The sequence below is a fragment of the Acrocarpospora pleiomorpha genome (assembly GCF_009687885.1).
Classification (GTDB): domain Bacteria; phylum Actinomycetota; class Actinomycetes; order Streptosporangiales; family Streptosporangiaceae; genus Acrocarpospora; species Acrocarpospora pleiomorpha.
Genome location: NZ_BLAF01000096.1, coordinates 15,886 through 31,123, shown reverse-complemented (window position 1 = coordinate 31,123; position 15,238 = coordinate 15,886). Strand labels below are relative to the sequence as shown.

The 15,238-nt window shown below is 65.2% G+C and carries 15 protein-coding genes and 2 tRNA genes; 8 read left to right on the top strand and 9 right to left on the bottom strand.

Annotated elements, in window-relative coordinates; genetic code table 11:
- Positions 1 to 575: 575 nt before the first annotated feature.
- The 6 genes from Aple_RS47850 to Aple_RS47825 all read right to left on the bottom strand — a co-directional run bounded on the left by Aple_RS47850 (position 576) and on the right by Aple_RS47825 (position 8,620).
- The gene (locus tag Aple_RS47850; RefSeq protein ID WP_246265474.1) at positions 576 to 3,155 is read right to left on the bottom strand and encodes a valine--tRNA ligase; all 2,580 of its coding nucleotides are present in this window, start codon (positions 3,153 to 3,155) and stop codon (positions 576 to 578) included.
- Positions 3,156 to 3,227: 72 nt separating this feature from the next.
- Positions 3,228 to 4,505, bottom strand: coding sequence for an ATP-dependent Clp protease ATP-binding subunit ClpX (gene clpX / locus Aple_RS47845; protein ID WP_155351446.1), 1,278 nt, complete (start codon positions 4,503 to 4,505; stop codon positions 3,228 to 3,230).
- A 191-nt stretch (positions 4,506 to 4,696) separates the two neighbouring features.
- Entirely contained in the window at positions 4,697 to 5,359 is a 663-nt protein-coding gene (locus tag Aple_RS47840) for an ATP-dependent Clp protease proteolytic subunit (RefSeq protein WP_155351445.1), read from the bottom strand.
- Complete coding sequence (locus Aple_RS47835) at positions 5,356 to 6,000, bottom strand: ClpP family protease (protein WP_155351444.1); 645 nt, start codon at positions 5,998 to 6,000, stop codon at positions 5,356 to 5,358. The genes Aple_RS47840 and Aple_RS47835 overlap by 4 nt, the downstream gene beginning before the upstream one ends.
- A gap of 201 nt (positions 6,001 to 6,201) precedes the next feature.
- Positions 6,202 to 7,566: a trigger factor gene (tig, locus tag Aple_RS47830; protein WP_155351443.1), complete on the bottom strand. Its 1,365-nt coding sequence runs from the start codon at positions 7,564 to 7,566 to the stop codon at positions 6,202 to 6,204.
- A gap of 187 nt (positions 7,567 to 7,753) precedes the next feature.
- Entirely contained in the window at positions 7,754 to 8,620 is an 867-nt protein-coding gene (locus Aple_RS47825; RefSeq protein ID WP_155351442.1) for a Sco1979 family transcriptional regulator, read from the bottom strand.
- Positions 8,621 to 8,889: 269 nt separating this feature from the next.
- Here Aple_RS47825 and Aple_RS47820 point away from each other — a divergent pair, with 269 nt between their 5' ends.
- The 4 genes from Aple_RS47820 (at position 8,890) to Aple_RS47805 (ending at position 10,686) form a co-directional block, all read left to right on the top strand.
- A complete protein-coding gene (locus Aple_RS47820; protein WP_155351441.1) occupies positions 8,890 to 9,357 on the top strand; it encodes an ATP-binding protein in 468 nt (155 codons plus the stop codon).
- A 48-nt stretch (positions 9,358 to 9,405) separates the two neighbouring features.
- The gene (locus Aple_RS47815) at positions 9,406 to 9,741 is read left to right on the top strand and encodes an ArsR/SmtB family transcription factor (RefSeq protein ID WP_155351440.1); all 336 of its coding nucleotides are present in this window, start codon (positions 9,406 to 9,408) and stop codon (positions 9,739 to 9,741) included.
- Positions 9,738 to 10,343, top strand: coding sequence for an SRPBCC family protein (locus Aple_RS47810; protein WP_155351439.1), 606 nt, complete (start codon positions 9,738 to 9,740; stop codon positions 10,341 to 10,343). The genes Aple_RS47815 and Aple_RS47810 overlap by 4 nt, the downstream gene beginning before the upstream one ends.
- A gap of 269 nt (positions 10,344 to 10,612) precedes the next feature.
- Positions 10,613 to 10,686, top strand: a tRNA-Pro gene (locus Aple_RS47805).
- Between the two features lie 25 nt (positions 10,687 to 10,711).
- On the opposite strand, the gene Aple_RS47800 is transcribed toward Aple_RS47805, so the two are convergent.
- Positions 10,712 to 11,626 (bottom strand): oxidoreductase, encoded by a 915-nt coding sequence (locus tag Aple_RS47800; protein ID WP_155351438.1) that lies wholly within the window; start codon positions 11,624 to 11,626, stop codon positions 10,712 to 10,714.
- 490 nt (positions 11,627 to 12,116) lie between these two features.
- Here Aple_RS47800 and Aple_RS47795 point away from each other — a divergent pair.
- The 4 genes from Aple_RS47795 to Aple_RS47780 all read left to right on the top strand — a co-directional run bounded on the left by Aple_RS47795 (position 12,117) and on the right by Aple_RS47780 (position 14,230).
- Positions 12,117 to 12,190 (top strand) — tRNA-Gly (locus tag Aple_RS47795).
- A 332-nt stretch (positions 12,191 to 12,522) separates the two neighbouring features.
- Positions 12,523 to 12,939, top strand: coding sequence for a hypothetical protein (locus Aple_RS47790; RefSeq protein WP_155351437.1), 417 nt, complete (start codon positions 12,523 to 12,525; stop codon positions 12,937 to 12,939).
- Positions 12,940 to 13,564: 625 nt separating this feature from the next.
- On the top strand, positions 13,565 to 13,780 hold the full coding sequence (locus Aple_RS47785; protein ID WP_155351436.1) for a hypothetical protein: 216 nt from the start codon (positions 13,565 to 13,567) through the stop codon (positions 13,778 to 13,780).
- Positions 13,781 to 14,023: 243 nt separating this feature from the next.
- On the top strand, positions 14,024 to 14,230 hold the full coding sequence (locus tag Aple_RS47780; protein ID WP_155351435.1) for a hypothetical protein: 207 nt from the start codon (positions 14,024 to 14,026) through the stop codon (positions 14,228 to 14,230).
- A gap of 85 nt (positions 14,231 to 14,315) precedes the next feature.
- Here the strand turns inward: Aple_RS47780 and Aple_RS47775 are convergent, their stop codons facing one another.
- Positions 14,316 to 14,690 (bottom strand): STAS domain-containing protein, encoded by a 375-nt coding sequence (locus tag Aple_RS47775; protein WP_155351434.1) that lies wholly within the window; start codon positions 14,688 to 14,690, stop codon positions 14,316 to 14,318.
- A 39-nt stretch (positions 14,691 to 14,729) separates the two neighbouring features.
- Complete coding sequence (locus Aple_RS47770) at positions 14,730 to 15,185, bottom strand: group II truncated hemoglobin (RefSeq protein ID WP_155351433.1); 456 nt, start codon at positions 15,183 to 15,185, stop codon at positions 14,730 to 14,732.
- Positions 15,186 to 15,238: the final 53 nt, after the last annotated feature.

Here is a 15,238-nt window from a genome sequence, read left to right as displayed (position 1 = left end):
AGGATCAAACTCTCCAAACAATGCTTGAAAAGAAGATCTCCAGCTGAAACATAATGTTCAACCAAAGGAATCCGTCAAAAATGACGGGGTTGTGCATCATGCACTGGCTTTTAGCACACTGTTGAGTTCTCAAGAAACGCACACGTACACCTGCACCAGCAAGACCGAAGTCTTGCAGATCCGGGGGTGCCTCTATCTTTGCAAGCTATCCGATCTACGTCAAATCATTTAAATTTGCCGTCATCTCAGCTAACTTGCGAATCTTTCAATCGCTCTGTTCCCAGAGCACCCCTCGCTCTGCCGAACCCGAAGCGACGCCGATCGTGGCGAAGCGTCCGGAATCCCGGCTGAGGGAGAAGGGGAGCGGAGGCTCCGCCGCCAGGATCCTGTTGGGGCTCCCAGCGCGCCGTACCGACCGCGTACAAGAACATTAGCACCCCTACAGGGATGCTGCGAGCCACTTCGGTAACCCGAGATCCATTCCCTGGCCACGATCCTCTAAACATCCGCGCCCAGAGTCCAGCCTTCACCAACGATCGGCAGGCCCGGAGGAGGATCCCTCCGGGCCTGTCCGGTCAGGCGGGCAGAGCTGCGAGCTGGGCTTCCAGGCGGACGATGTCCTCCTCGGCCTGAGCGGCGCGGGCCCGGACCTTGCTCACCACATCCTCGGGGGCCTTTGCCATGAACTGCGCGTTGCCGAGCTTGCCGGTCACCTGAGCCTGTTCCTTGCGCGCCGCCGCGAGGTCCTTTTCGAGGCGTTTGCGCTCAGCCGCCACGTCGATCGCCCCGGCTGTGTCGATCTCCACGGTGACACCGCCGACCGCCAGCTTCGCGGTCGCCGTGAACGAGTCGGTCGCGGCGTCCAGGCGCAGCAGGGCGCGGATGGCGGTCTCGTGGGCCGCCAGAGCCGTGCCGGAGAGGGACAGGTGGGCGGCGACGCGCTGGCCGGGCTTGAGGCCCTGGTCGGAGCGGAAGCGGCGGACTTCGGTGACGAGGTCCTGGAGGGACTCGATCTCGGCCTCGGCCGCCTTGTCGGACAGGGAAGTGTCACCTTTGGGCCAGGGAGCGATGACCAACGACTCCTTGCCGGTGAGCGCCCGCCAGAGTTCCTCGGTGACGAAGGGGACCAGCGGGTGCAGCAGGCGGAGCAGGGCGTCGAGCACGTGGCCGAGAACCCGTTTGGTGTTGTCGGCGACCGGGCCGCCGGCGGCGATCTGGATCTTGGCCAGCTCCAGATACCAGTCGCAGACCTCGTCCCACGCGAAGTGGTAGAGCGCGTCGGAGATCTTGGCGAACTCGAAGTCCTCGAAGGCCGTGTCGACCAGCTCGATGACGGACTGGAGGCGGGACAGGATCCAGCGGTCGGCGGGCGTGCGCTCGTCGGGCAGGCCGGTGGAGACCGCGCCGTTCATGAGGGCGAAGCGGGTGGCGTTCCAGATCTTGTTGCAGAAGTTCCGGGAACCGGCCGCCCAGTCCTCGCTGATCGCGACGTCGGAGCCGGGGTTGGCGCCGCGGAGCAGGGTGAAGCGGGTCGCGTCGGCGCCGAAGCGCTCGATCCAGTCCAGCGGGTCGACCACGTTGCCGAACGACTTCGACATCTTCTTGCCGAACTGGTCGCGGACCATGCCGTGCAGGGCCACGGTGCGGAAGGGCGGCTGGCCGTCCATCGCGTACAGCCCGAACATCATCATTCTGGCGACCCAGAAGAACAGGATGTCGTAGCCGGTGACCAGGACCGACGTCGGATAGAAACGCTTGAGGTCCGCGGTCTCCTCCGGCCAGCCCAGGGTCGAGAACGGCCAGAGGCCGGAGGAGAACCAGGTGTCCAGAACATCCGGATCCTGGACAAAGCCATCAGGGGGTGTCTCGTCGGGGCCGACGCAGACGACCTCGTCGTTCGGGCCGTACCAGACCGGGATGCGGTGCCCCCACCAGAGCTGGCGGGAGATGCACCAGTCGTGCATGTCGTCCACCCAGTCGAAGTAGCGTTTGGCCAGCTCCGGCGGGTGGATGCGGGTGCGGCCGTCGCGGACCGCGTCGCCGGCGGCCTTGGCGAGCGGGGCGACGTTGACGAACCACTGCAGCGACAGGCGCGGCTCGACGACGGTCTTGCAGCGCGAGCAGTGGCCGACCGCGTGCACATACGGCCGCTTCTCGGCGACGATGCGACCTTCGGCGCGCAGCGCGGCGACCACGGCGGGACGGGCCTCGAACCGGTCGAGGCCCTGGAACGGGCCATGCGCGGTGATCACGCCGCGCTCGTCCATGATCGCCAGGGCCGGCAGGTCGTGGCGGCGGCTGATCTCGAAGTCGTTCGGGTCGTGCGCGGGAGTGACCTTGACCGCGCCGGTCCCGAACGCTGGATCCACATGCTCGTCGGCGACGACCGGGATCATCCGCCCGGTCAGCGGCAGCTCAACCTCGCGCCCGACCAGATGCGCGTAACGCTCGTCCGACGGGTGGACCGCGACCGCGGTGTCGCCCAGCATCGTCTCGGCCCGGGTGGTGGCGACGACGATCTCGGTGTCGCCCTCCCCGTAGCGGATGGAGACGAGCTCGCCGTCGTCCTCGCTGTGCTCGACCTCGATGTCGGACAGGGCGGTCAGGCAGCGCGGGCACCAGTTGATGATGCGGTTGGCGCGGTAGATGAGCCCATCGTCGAAGAGCCGCTTGAAGATCGTCTGGACGGCGCGGGAGAGGCGCTCGTCCATGGTGAAACGTTCGCGGGACCAGTCGACGCCGTCGCCGAGCTTGGTCATCTGGCCGAGGATGCGCCCGCCGGACTCTTCCTTCCACTGCCAGACGCGCTCGACGAACGCCTCCCGGCCGAGGTCGTGCCGGGACAGGCCCTCCTTGGCGAGCTCGCGTTCCACCACGTTCTGGGTGGCGATGCCGGCGTGGTCCATACCCGGCAGCCAGAGGGTCTCGAAGCCGCGCATCCGGGCGCGGCGCGACAGCGCGTCCTGAACCGAATGGTCGAGGGCGTGCCCGACATGCAGCGACCCGGTCACGTTCGGCGGGGGCAGCACGATGCTGTACGGCTCACGCCCGCTGCCAGGATCCGCGCCGAAATATCCGGCCGCTACCCACCGCTCGTAGCTGGGGGTCTCGACGTCGGCAGGTGCGTACTGGGTGGGAAGCTCAGGCGTTGTCACGCTGCCTAATTGTATGAGCACCCAGGGGTACAGCCGTCGCGAATAACGACGGCCATACCCGACAAAGGCGGATCAGGCCGACTTCTCCCGAGGGGTGCGCTGCTGCTTCAGCTGGTCGCGCGGGATGAGGGTGGGGTTCACATGCTCGAGGACGGCTTCCCTGGTGATCACCACACGGGCCACGTCCTGCCGGGAGGGCACCTCATACATCACCGAGAGGAGCACCTCCTCCAGGATCGCGCGCAGGCCGCGGGCACCGGTGCCGCGCAGGATCGCCTGGTCGGCGATGGCCTCCAGGGCGTCGTCGGTGAACTCCAACTCGACGTTGTCCAGCTCGAACAGCCGCCGATACTGCTTCACCAGCGCGTTGCGCGGCTCGGTCAGGATCTGGATGAGCGCTTCCCTGTCGAGGTTGTGCACGCTCGTGATCACGGGAAGGCGGCCCACGAACTCGGGGATCATGCCGAACTTGAGCAGGTCCTCGGGCATGACGTCGCCGAAGATGTCGGAGGAGTCGACCTCCTCCTTGGAGTGGATGATGGCGTTGAAGCCGATCCCCTTCCGGCCCACCCGGGACTCGATGATCTTTTCGAGGCCGGCGAAAGCGCCACCGCAGATGAACAGCACGTTGGTGGTGTCGATCTGGATGAACTCCTGGTGCGGGTGCTTGCGGCCGCCCTGCGGGGGCACGCTCGCGGTGGTCCCCTCCAGTATCTTCAGCAGGGCCTGCTGCACGCCCTCACCGGAGACGTCGCGGGTGATCGACGGGTTCTCGCTCTTGCGGGCGATCTTGTCGACCTCGTCGATGTAGATGATGCCGGTCTCGGCCTTCTTGACGTCGTAGTCGGCGGCCTGGATCAGCTTCAGCAGGATGTTCTCCACGTCTTCGCCGACATATCCGGCTTCGGTGAGCGCGGTGGCGTCGGCGATGGCGAACGGCACGTTGAGCATCTTCGCCAGCGTCTGGGCGAGCAGGGTCTTGCCCGAGCCGGTGGGGCCGAGCAGCAGGATGTTGGACTTCGACAGCTCCAGGCCGTCGTCCCGCCCGCGCTCCCCGGACTGCACCCGCTTGTAGTGGTTGTAGACCGCCACCGAGAGGGCCTTCTTCGCCTTGTCCTGACCGATGACGTAGGCGTCGAGGAACTCGTAGATCTCCCGCGGCTTAGGGAGATTGTCCCACTTCAGTTCGGAGGACTCGGAGAGCTCCTCCTCGATGATCTCGTTGCAGAGGTCGATGCACTCATCGCAGATGTAGACGCCAGGTCCGGCGATGAGCTTTTTGACCTGCTTCTGGCTCTTGCCACAGAACGAGCACTTGAGCAGGTCTCCCCCGTCGCCGATGCGTGCCACCCCAGATACTCCTTTGCGTGGGACCGCCCTGCTGCCGCGGTCCGTTCATTCCGCGCCAGTCACTCCGGTGCGAAAACGTCATCCCGCTCAGGTTTCGACGTTACCGTCTTCCGGGCCCTCAGTGAGCCCCCTAGCGGCGAGTCGCACCGGAACGTGCCCAATTGGGCACCGTTCCGGTGCGGTCAGACCTCTTAGGAAGCCACGGCCGCGGCGCGACGCTTGCGGGACGGGATGATGTCGTCCACCAGGCCGTATGCCTTCGCCTCGTCCGCGCTGAGGATCTTGTCGCGCTCGATGTCGCGGCGGATCTCGTCCGAAGATTTGCCCGTGTGCTTTGCCACGATTTCTTCGAGAAGTGACCGCATGCGGAGGATCTCGCGCGCCTGGATCTCGATATCCGACCCCTGACCGCCGCCCTCGGTGGAGGGCTGGTGGATCAGGACCCGGGCGTTCGGCAGCGCGAACCGCTTGCCCGCGGTGCCGCCGGCCAGCAGCACGGCCGCCGCCGAGGCCGCCTGGCCGAGGCAGACGGTCTGGATCTCGGGCCGGACGAACTGCATGGTGTCGTAGATCGCCGTCATGGCGGTGAACGACCCGCCGGGCGAGTTGATGTAGATGCTGATGTCCCGGTCAGGGTCGAGCGACTCCAGCGTCAGCAGCTGGGCCATCACGTCGTTGGCCGAGGCATCGTCGATCTGCACGCCGAGGAAGATGATGCGATCCTCGAACAGCTTGTTGTAGGGGTTCATCTCCTTCACCCCGTACGTCGTGCGTTCCACGAACGACGGGATGATGTAACGGCCGTTGATGTCTCCCGGCCGGATCAGCTCACTCACTTTGGAAGCTCCAGTCATGAGACGGCGCCCTCGGAGGGCACCTGCCGTGCGCTGCGAACGACATGGTCGATGAAGCCGTAGTCCTTGGCCTCCTCGGCCGTGAACCAGCGGTCCCGGTCGGAGTCGCGCTCGATCTGGTCGACCGGCTGCCCAGTGTGGAAGGCGATCTGCTCGGCCAGCGTCTTCTTGACGTAGAGCATCTGCTCGGCCTGGATGGCGATGTCGGCCGCCGTGCCGCCGATGCCGCCCGAGGGCTGGTGCATCATGATGCGGGCGTTGGGCAGCGCATATCGTTTGCCGCGGGCGCCGGCGCAGAGCAGGAACTGGCCCATCGAGGCGGCCAGGCCCATCGCCACCGTGCACACGTTGTTCGGCACGTACTCCATCATGTCGTAAATCGCCATGCCGGCTGTGATGGAACCGCCGGGGGAGTTGATGTAGAGCCAGATGTCGCGGTCCGCGTCGTCCGCCGCGAGCAGCAGGAGCTCCGCGCAGAGGCGGTTGGCGACCTCGTCATTGACCTGGGTGCCGAGCACGACGATGCGCTCGCGCAGGAGCCGCTGGTAGAGCTGGTCCTCAAGCCGGAACGAGCCGTTGGGCTGCGCCTGAGACTCGGGCCCGAAGCTGGTGGGCTGGAAGAAGGTCGGCGGGCTGGTCACAGCGTCACCTTCCGATGCGTCGTTATCGATGGGCTTTGATTGTGACCTTAACGCGCGCCGCAGACAGCTCATGCCCGCACGCGAGGCTGTTCGCTGACGGCGCATGTGAATGACCGCCGGGTTTGTACGGTTTCCGACGCGAAAGCCGTACCCACACACGCAAACGGCCCCCGGCGAATGCCGGGGGCCGCAGCGGAATCGTCAGGGGGCGGGGACCGTTTCGGGAGCGCCGTCCTGCTCGGGGTTGAGTTCGGCGTAGATGGCCTTGAGGTCCACCTCGTTGCCCTCGGTGTCGGTCACCTTGGCGGCGTCGCCGACGACCGTCTTGGCCTTCTCCCGCACGATCTCCATCATGGCCAGGGTCAGCTGGTCGTTGTCGGCCAGGTGCTGGGCCAGCGTGTTCGGGGCGACGCCGAGCTGCTGGGCGCGACGGACCACGAAGTTGGTCAGCTCCTGCTCGCTGACGCCGATGTCCTCAGCCTTGACGATCTTGTCGAGCACGAAGCCCGACTTGAGGGCGAGCGCGGAGTTCTCCTCGAACTCGGCGAAACGCTCCTCCTCGGTCGTCTGGTAGAGGCGGAAGTACGCCTCTTTGCTGAGGCCGCTCTCCTGGATCTGGTGCTCCAGGTTGTGCTTGCGGGCGTCCAGCTCGGCCTTGAGCGCGCTCTCCGGCAGCGGGATGTCGATGCTGTCCAGCAGCGCCTCCACCGCCTTCTCGCGGGCCTGCACGACCTGGTCGATCAGCTTGTTGCGGCGGGCCTGCTCGCGGATGCTGCCGCGCAGCTCCTCGAGCGTGTCGAACTCGCTGGCCAGCTGGGCGAACTCGTCGTCCAGCTCGGGCAGCACCTTCTCCTTGACCGACTTGACGTTGATGATCACGTCGGCCTCCTCGCCGGCGTTCTCACCGCCGACCAGGGTGGTCGAGAAGGTCCTCTCCTCGCCGGCGCCGAGGCCCTCCAGCGCGTCGTCCAGGCCCTGCAGCACCGAACCGGCGCCCACCTCGTAGGACACGTCGGCGGCCTGCTGCTCTTCCAGGTTCTTGCCGTCGATCTCGGCGCGCAGGTCCATCACGACGTAGTCGCCGCGACCGGCCGGGCGCTCCACGCCGGTGAGCGTGGCGAAACGCTGGCGCAGGCCCTCCAGCTGGGCGTCGATGTCGGCATCCGACACCTCGGCCGGATCCACCACGATCTCGGCTCCGGTGTAGTCCGGCACGTCGAAAGCGGGGCGGATGTCCACCTCGGCGGTGAACTCGACCTGGGCGCCGTCATCGATCCGGGTGACCTCGATGTCCGGCGTGCTCACCGGAAAGAGGTCGATCTCGTCGACGGCCTGGCCGTAAAGTTTGGGGAGCGCGTCGTTCAAGGTCTCCTCAAGGACCACCGCGCGGCCGAAGCGCTGCTCGATGATCCGGGCCGGAACCTTGCCAGGGCGGAATCCGGGGACGCGCACCTGCTGCGCGACCTTCTTGTAGGCCGCCTGCAGGCTCGGCTCCAGCTCTTCGAACGGCACCTCGACGGTGAGCTTCACCCGGGTCGGGCTGAGCTCCTCGACAGCGGTCTTCACGGGGTGGTCTCCTTGATCAAGCATCTGGTGATCGCGGGCACTCAATGCACAGTCACTGTGATGCACAGTCACTGAGGCACGTCACGCGTGCCGCGCCCACGCATAAGGCGAATGGGCATGCTCCACTGTGGCGGGTGTCCAGCGCCACACTGCAGTCTAGGGCAGAGCGGCACCAGCAAGCGACGACTCAAAGCTCGCGTGAGATCTTTCTGAGAATCTCGATGGTCTCCGCAGGCGTGGTGCTGACCGCGCAGAGGCGTTCCATGACCTCGCTGTAACGATCGACCTCGTCGCGTTTGTCGAGGTAGAGGGCGCTGCCGAGCTGTTCGACGTAGATGATGTCGGGCAGTTCCGCGTCGGGGAAGCGCAGGATGCTGAACGCGCCGCCCTCCGCCGCGTGGCCGCCGAAGTCGAACGGCATGATTTGGATCGTGACATTCGACTGGCTCATCAGTTCGATCAGGTGCTGCAGCTGGCCGCGCATCACCTCGGTGCCGCCGATCGGGCGGCGCAGCGCGGCCTCGTCGATGACCGCCCAGAAGGTCGGCTTGCGCGGGCCTTCCAGCACTCGCTGGCGCTCCAGCCGCAGGTCGACCCGGCGGGCGATCTCCTCGGGCGCCGCGCCGACCGCGCCCGCGGTGATCACGGCACGCGCGTATTCCTTGGTCTGCAGCAGACCCGGCACGAATTGCACCTCGTAGGTGCGGATACGTTCCGCCGCCTCCTCAAGCCCCACATACGCCTGGAACCACGAGGGCAGCAGGTCGTTGAAGCGGTGCCACCAGCCGGGCTCGTTGGCCCGCTCCACCAGGTCCAGGATGGCGCCGCGCGCGTCGTCCTCGGCCACGCCGTAGAGCGTCAGCAGGTCGGCGACATCGCGCTCGCGGAAGCTGACTCGGCCGAGTTCCATCCGGCTGATCTTGGATTCGGAGCCCCGGATCAGATGGCCGGCGTCGTGGCGGGAGATTCCCTTGGTCTCGCGGAGTTTGCGAAGCTGGGTTCCCAGGAGGATGCGGAGGGCCGTGGGGCCTTGTCCCGGCTGGGTCTGTGTCACGGCGCCTCCCTCTCAACTTGGTTCGAGCGCTGGAGAGGACGAAACCACATGCCCAGCCCACACAGTGTCACCACTTCCGGGCACGAAGACAAGGTCTGAACCTCGTGTCCATTTCACATTGAAGCAACGATCGAGGCAACTGCACATGGCAGTTGCACGTGCATTTGGGTCTTGCATGGGCATACCGGGTTGACCCATGATGGCTTAGTGCATATTGGGCCAATGGTGCACTAGTTCGCAAAACTGGCAAAGTGGGAGGTGCGGGCAGGATGTTGGAGAAGCCCATATCCGCCCGCGATGTTGGCTTTGAGCAGCTGATGCGAGGCGCTCCTGACTCGCATGCCACCACGTGCCCGCTCCGGCCGCAGGCCGATTCGGTGAAGACTGCCCGAGATGTGACCCGATCGACGCTCAGCGGCTGGGGACTTTCGGAACTGAGCGACGACGCAACTTTGGTGGTTTCGGAGCTGGTTACGAACGCTGTCCGTTACGCCCTGTATCCGGTCGACCGAATGGCTGACTGTCCGATAACTCTGATGTTGGTACGGCTTGCGCCTCATGTCCTTCTGGCGGTCTCCGATCCCAGCAACGAGGTGCCGACTCCAAAGGAACCGGACTTCGTCTCCGAAAACGGGCGCGGCCTGTACATCGTGGAGACCTATAGCCAGGCGTGGGGCTGGGACGTTCTGGACGCCGGGGGTAAAGCGGTCTGGGCACTGTTCCGTACCGACGTCTGATGCACGTTTCATTTGGATTATATAAGTTTGCATTGATATAAAGGTTCAGTGCACGCGTTCGACATCCTCGGAGACCCGGTACGCCGCCGCATCCTGGAGCTCCTGGCCCAGGGCGAGCAGAGTTCCGGCGCCATCACCACGGTCATCCAGGCCGAGTTCGGGATCTCCCAGCCCGGCGTCTCCCAGCATCTGCGGGTCCTTCGGGAGAGCGGTTTCGCGTCCGTACGCGCGGAGGGGACGCGGCGTCTCTACACGGTCGAGGGTGAAGCGCTTCGCGAAGTCGACGTGTGGCTCGACCAGTTCAGGCAGTTCTGGAACCAGCGGCTGGACGCACTGGGCACGGAGCTCGCGCGGGGCAAGCGGAAGAGAAAGGACGGCGAATGATCGATATCGTGCAGCAGATCGCGGCCGCTCACCGTGCGGTGGAACTCCGGTCCGGGGCCGACGGAGAGAGCGTTTCCGTGCAGGTGCGGCGGACCTACGACGCGGCGATCGAAAACGTGTGGAACGCGCTCACCGATCCTGACCGGTTGCGGCGGTGGTTCATGCCGGTCAGCGGCGAATTCCGGGTAGGCGGGCGGTTCCAGGTCGAAGGCATGGCCAGTGGCGACATTCTGGACTGTGACCCGCCGAAGCTGCTCCGGGTGACATACGGGCATGAGACCAGCCTGGTCGAGGTACGGCTGGCCGAAAACGGCGAAGCCACGGTGCTCGAACTCGACCACACAGTTCCGCTCGCGTTGGCGGGGAGCGTGGCCGGGGCGCTGTATGTCGGGCCTGGGTGGGATGGGGCGGTCATGGGGCTCGGGCGGTATCTGTCCGGGATGGACACCGTCGCGGCCAACTCGCCGGAGGTGCTGGAGTTCTCGGCCCATTCCATTTCGGTATGGGAGTCCGTCGTCAGGGCGGCGGGGCTCGCCACGGACGAGGAGCTCGTGGACGCGGTCGCGGCCGCGAAGGCGCAGTTCACTCCCGACGAGTCGTAGAAGCTTTCAGCAATTCCTGCGGTCGGCCGGCACGGCTGCCGGCGAATCCGGCTCAACCCGAATTCCGGGGACGAATCCCTGGGGGTCGGCGATCTCGTTCATGATCTCTTCGCGCCAGATCCAGCCGTGCGCCTGAGCGTGCCCGGGACCGCCGGCGGGATCGGCACGTAACGAGGAGGCATGGGGCAGGCCGATCAGCTAGGATCGGCATGTCCCTCTATGGTCGAGGGCAACAGAGGAGCCCTTCCGAGTCGCCTCGGAGGTCCTTACGGGGTGTGGCCCAGCTTGGTAGGGCGTCTGGTTTGGGACCAGAAGATCGTCGGTTCAAATCCGGCCACCCCGACCCCAGGAGCCCTTACGGGGGCTCCTCACGCTTTATCGGGATAGTTCACGCCGGTCAGATCCGCCGAGACCGCCCAGAGCCGGGCCGCGGTGTCGGCCCCGCCGTCGCGTAAAGCCATCGAGACGCGGGACGGTCTGCCGCGCATCTGCCCGAGCCCGCGGGGTCCGTACAGTGTGCCGCCGACCACGTGTTCGGCGGTCGCCGCGTACAGCAACGGCAATGCGCCCTCCCGCGCCGACTGGGCGATGAGCAGGTTTCCGATCCGGTATGCCGCCGCCATCACGCGGCTCGAGTTCTCCGTCGCCGACCGTAATTGCAGGCCGGTACGGGCATAGCCCGGATGGGCGGCGACTCCCAGCACACCCGGAACCCGGCGGTCGAGTTCCCGAGCGAACAGCAGATTGGCCAGTTTCGACTGACCGTAGGCGCCCCATGGGGAGTAGCGGCGTTTCCCTTGCAGGTCGTCGAAATCGATGCGCCCTATCCGTGCCACCGAACTCGTCACCGCCACGACCCGGGCACCCTCGCGGGCCAGCAGAGCGGGCAACAGTAACCCGGTCAGCGCGAAATGGCCCAGATGATTGCTCGCCAGCTGCAGTTCGAAACCATCCGGGCTGGTCGCCCGCGGTATCGCCATCACGCCCGCGTTGTTCACCAGAATGTCGACCGGTTCGGATCCGTACGCGGCGGCGAATTCCCGCACCGAGGCCAGATCGGCGACGTCCAGCACGCCCACCTCGACCCGCGCCCCCGGCTGCCGGGCCCTGATCTCGTCGGCGGCCGATTCCGCGCGGACCGCGTCCCGGCAGGCCAGGACCACACTCATGCCGAAACCGGCGAACTGGAGAGCCACCTCGAAACCCAGACCCGCGTTCCCGCCGGTGACGATCGCACGTTTCCCTGCGAGATCAGATCTGAGCGAGACGTTCCAGCCGGGCATAAGAACCTCCGAGTTCACCCAAGGCTAAGTCGGCTCCCAGCCAATGCAACCGGCAACAGGAACTTGATGCCATCAGCGACGCCGCCGTCGTGTAGCCGGCGCAGGCACCGCCACGTGACCCTGCTGGGGTCCGGTGTGGAGTCGGATTCAACAGCGCCCCGTCCGTGCCGACGGCCACGGGACAAAGCCGTCAAACCAAACGATTGACGTTGATCCCCGACAATACGGCTCTCCAACCGCCGGGCGAACCCACTCGCTCTCAGCTGGAGGCCACCCCGGCCAGCAAGGAGATGCTGCAGCTAGATCGGCACATTCATCGTCCCGGGCCGATTCACGATCGGACGTGTAACCCGATTCTTGTGAGACACGTCAGCCCGAAGCCCCAACACACCCGGCGAAGCGAAGGCCTGACCTGCCGCCAGTCGATGCGCTGCCCGTGCCGGATCTCCGGTACGCTTACGTCTTGACGACCGGCTGACACCCGGTTCGCGCGGATGTAGCTCAATGGTAGAGCCCCAGTCTTCCAAACTGGCTACGCGGGTTCGATTCCCGTCGTCCGCTCCAACGACAAAAGGCCAGGTCATCCCGCGTGGGATACCTGGCCTTTGTGATCTTCACCTGTCGTTGTCGATCTTCCGTGCCACATGCGTGCCACATCACGCATTCCCTCGAGCATCCTTGAGCGCTCGCCCGGGCGCTTGAGCGATCACCTGATCCTGGGTGGCATGGCGGTAGATCAGTGCCGGCCCGGGAAGACGAGCGGCCCATCCGGGTCATCAACTCCTTGAGGTCCACTGGCAGCCGCAAGAGTGTTCCCGACGTGCCGAAGGTCGTGAAAGTGGAGCTCCGGCAGCCCGACAGCAGCTCCCGAAGATCTCCGGGGCCGAGGTTCGCAGGTGGCTGAGCCGGACGTCCTGATCGTTCCGGCGAGAGATCAGACAGGCGGAGAAGTGGCAGGAGCCGCCAACACACGAGGTGGCCCGCTACCCGGCCGGAAGTTGTACGGTGCGATGGAGGAGGGCAGACGCTTTATGGCAGACGAGCAGATCACGACAATCGGCAGATGTTACATGTGCAAGCGCACCTTCAGCTTCACCCCTGCGAGTGTCATGACGGTCATGATGGACCCCGAGACTAATCTCCCGCTAGGCATGACATTGTCAGGTAATTTCCGTGAGCCGACACCGGAAGCCGCCGCCAGATCGGTCAAGGAACACGTCTGCTCCGACTGCGTGAACAGGGCAAAGCAGCTCAAAGAACTCATGGACCCGCCCGTCCTCCAATTCGACACATGGTGGAGAGGCAACCCTTGATCGCGCCTCATGTATCTCACGCGCGTTGATCATGAGCGTGTCCAAACGGCCTCGGTTGCAGTTTCGGGTGCGGTTCACGGCCGTACCATCCCGTTCCAGGCGAACTGGCCGCCCGTCTTGATCCACATGGAACCGATCGGGACGGCCAAAACCCGAGCTGCTAATGCGGGTTGGGGTCGTGCCCGTTGCTCGTTCGTATGTCTCTCACGGCCTGCTGATAGACCCCCGAGGGGCCTTGTGGCGGCACGCCGCGATCCCGCGTCGTCGCGGATCCTGCATCGTCACGATGAGCCTGCATCGTCGCGATGAGCCTGTAGCCTGCGGCGTCCCGATGACCCTGCGTCCCGATGCTGCTGACCCTGCGTCCCGATGAGCCTGCGGCGTAGCGATGAGCCTGCGGCGTAGCGATGAGCCTGCGGCGTAGTGTCAGCGATCTCGCGTGACCGGCGAGCCCGCGAGGCGTAGTCCACCGGACGAGTTCCAGCCGATCCCCGTCCGCGACGCATTTCTTTCGTCCGCATGCGACAGGCACGATCTCGGCGGTCTGGCAAGCCTTGATCGAGAGCAAATCTATTAGTAAACTTTCCTTAAAGTTTTCCGCTTATTCGCAGGTGAAAGGATCCTCATGCGAAGAATTTCTCTCCGGCTGGCGGTCATCACCCTCAGTCTGACCGCCATCGGCGGCATCGCCGCCTCCCCTGCCAACGCCGGCGTCGTCGGCATCTACCCCAGCAGCGCCTCCTGTGAAGCCTTCGGGCAGCGCGGCCTCGGGACTGTCTGGCCCTGGTACACCTGTTACCAATCGGGCACCGGCTGGGCCCTCTGGGCTCCCGGCTTCTAGCCCACCCGCGAACCGCCGACCAGATCGCCCCGGCGACGCGGGCACCGCACCAGTTCTGACCCTCGGCACCCTGCGTCACGTCTCAAAGGCCGCCTTCCCGGAGGCGGCCTTTGAACGCCGATCCAGAACTGCCGGTGCGGTTGTTGACGAGGAGGTTCCGGTGTTCCGGCCCCACCGCTCAACACACGTGCAACGAAACGGGCTACGCTCACGACACCGATCACTCGCATGACGAGGAGCAGCGTGTCCGACGGAATAGGGGAAATCCTCTTCGGGCTCGGCATCGAAGTCATCGGCTCGCTGCTTCTGCTCGCGGGCATGCTGTTCTGCGCCTGCCTGATCGCCGCCATGATCGTTACCGGCGGCTATCACCTGCTTCGCCGCCTTGTACGCCTCAGGTGGGAGCCTCAAGTCCGGGACAATCATGCGAGCAAGAGCCCGGCTCCATAACCAGCTGATCTGAAGGCGAAGGTGCGTTTCGCCCGGGGATCTGACGCGCCGCGCGCCATGCTAGACCGGCGCAGCCCACCAGCGCTCAGCGACCAGACCCCAACTCCTCCACAGCCTGATCAACGGTCTCGTGACACTGGATCATCCGGTCTAGCCCAATCCTCCGGAAGTGGGCCAGCAAGCCAGCGGGAGCCCCCGCCACGACGAAGCGGCCGCCGTTCGTCATGACCCGCTTGGCAGTCGAGAGGACGGCCCCGATCGCCAAATCGTCCCAAGAAGCAACGCCCTTCAAGTCGAGGACCAGATGCGGCGGGTCAGGCAAGAGCAAGCCCACCATCTCATCTCGAAGGCGAACTCCGAGACGGGCATCTCCACAGAAGTCACCGCTTACCTGCAGTACCCCGTACCACTCGTGAAGCACCGCACGAACCTTCAGCGCGCTATCAGGTTGCTCACTCATGACGCGGCACAACCTCCCGTTCCTGCCGATTGCTAATCACTACGAGTCGGACTGATCAGGCTCATTCCATGTCCAAAGCGGGACGTCGCGCAGTGGGTGGAGTTCCTCGTCGGTGGTTGCGCGGGAATTCTGCTGGGCCACGCGTGAGCCGAACTCCAGATGTTCGCGCACCGCCTCGCGGAACGGCTCGTCGTCGGGCAGTCCGGCCTCGTCGAGGGCCTCCAGATACAGCTCCACGAAGCGCTCGCGCTGCTCGTCGGAGATGTCGAGGTGGCGATGCACCTGGATGAGGTAATCGAAGCCCAGTTCGCGGGTGAAACGGTCGGGGCCGCCGAAGGACTCGGCCGTGAACCAGGTCAGGTGGTCGACATGAGTCGCGCGACGTTCCGGAAACAGCTTCTTCAGCAGGGGATCGTCGAGGACCTTCACGTAGAAGATCTCTTCGAGCCTGTGCAACGCTTCGTCGCCACCTGCGTGCGAGTACAGACTGGTCATGCACCCACCTTCATGGTCACTCGCGAGGATGTACAGCTCTACCCGACCACCAT

Coding starts and splice junctions, on each gene's coding strand:
- Aple_RS47800 (WP_155351438.1), bottom strand. CDS start 11,626: ATGCCCGGCTGGAACGTCTCGCTCAGATCTGATCTCGCAGGGAAACGT.
- Aple_RS47840 (WP_155351445.1), bottom strand. CDS start 5,359: ATGACTGGAGCTTCCAAAGTGAGTGAGCTGATCCGGCCGGGAGACATC.
- Aple_RS47785 (WP_155351436.1), top strand. CDS start 13,565: ATGCGAAGAATTTCTCTCCGGCTGGCGGTCATCACCCTCAGTCTGACC.
- Aple_RS47810 (WP_155351439.1), top strand. CDS start 9,738: ATGATCGATATCGTGCAGCAGATCGCGGCCGCTCACCGTGCGGTGGAA.
- Aple_RS47770 (WP_155351433.1), bottom strand. CDS start 15,185: ATGACCAGTCTGTACTCGCACGCAGGTGGCGACGAAGCGTTGCACAGG.
- Aple_RS47775 (WP_155351434.1), bottom strand. CDS start 14,690: ATGAGTGAGCAACCTGATAGCGCGCTGAAGGTTCGTGCGGTGCTTCAC.
- Aple_RS47820 (WP_155351441.1), top strand. CDS start 8,890: ATGTTGGAGAAGCCCATATCCGCCCGCGATGTTGGCTTTGAGCAGCTG.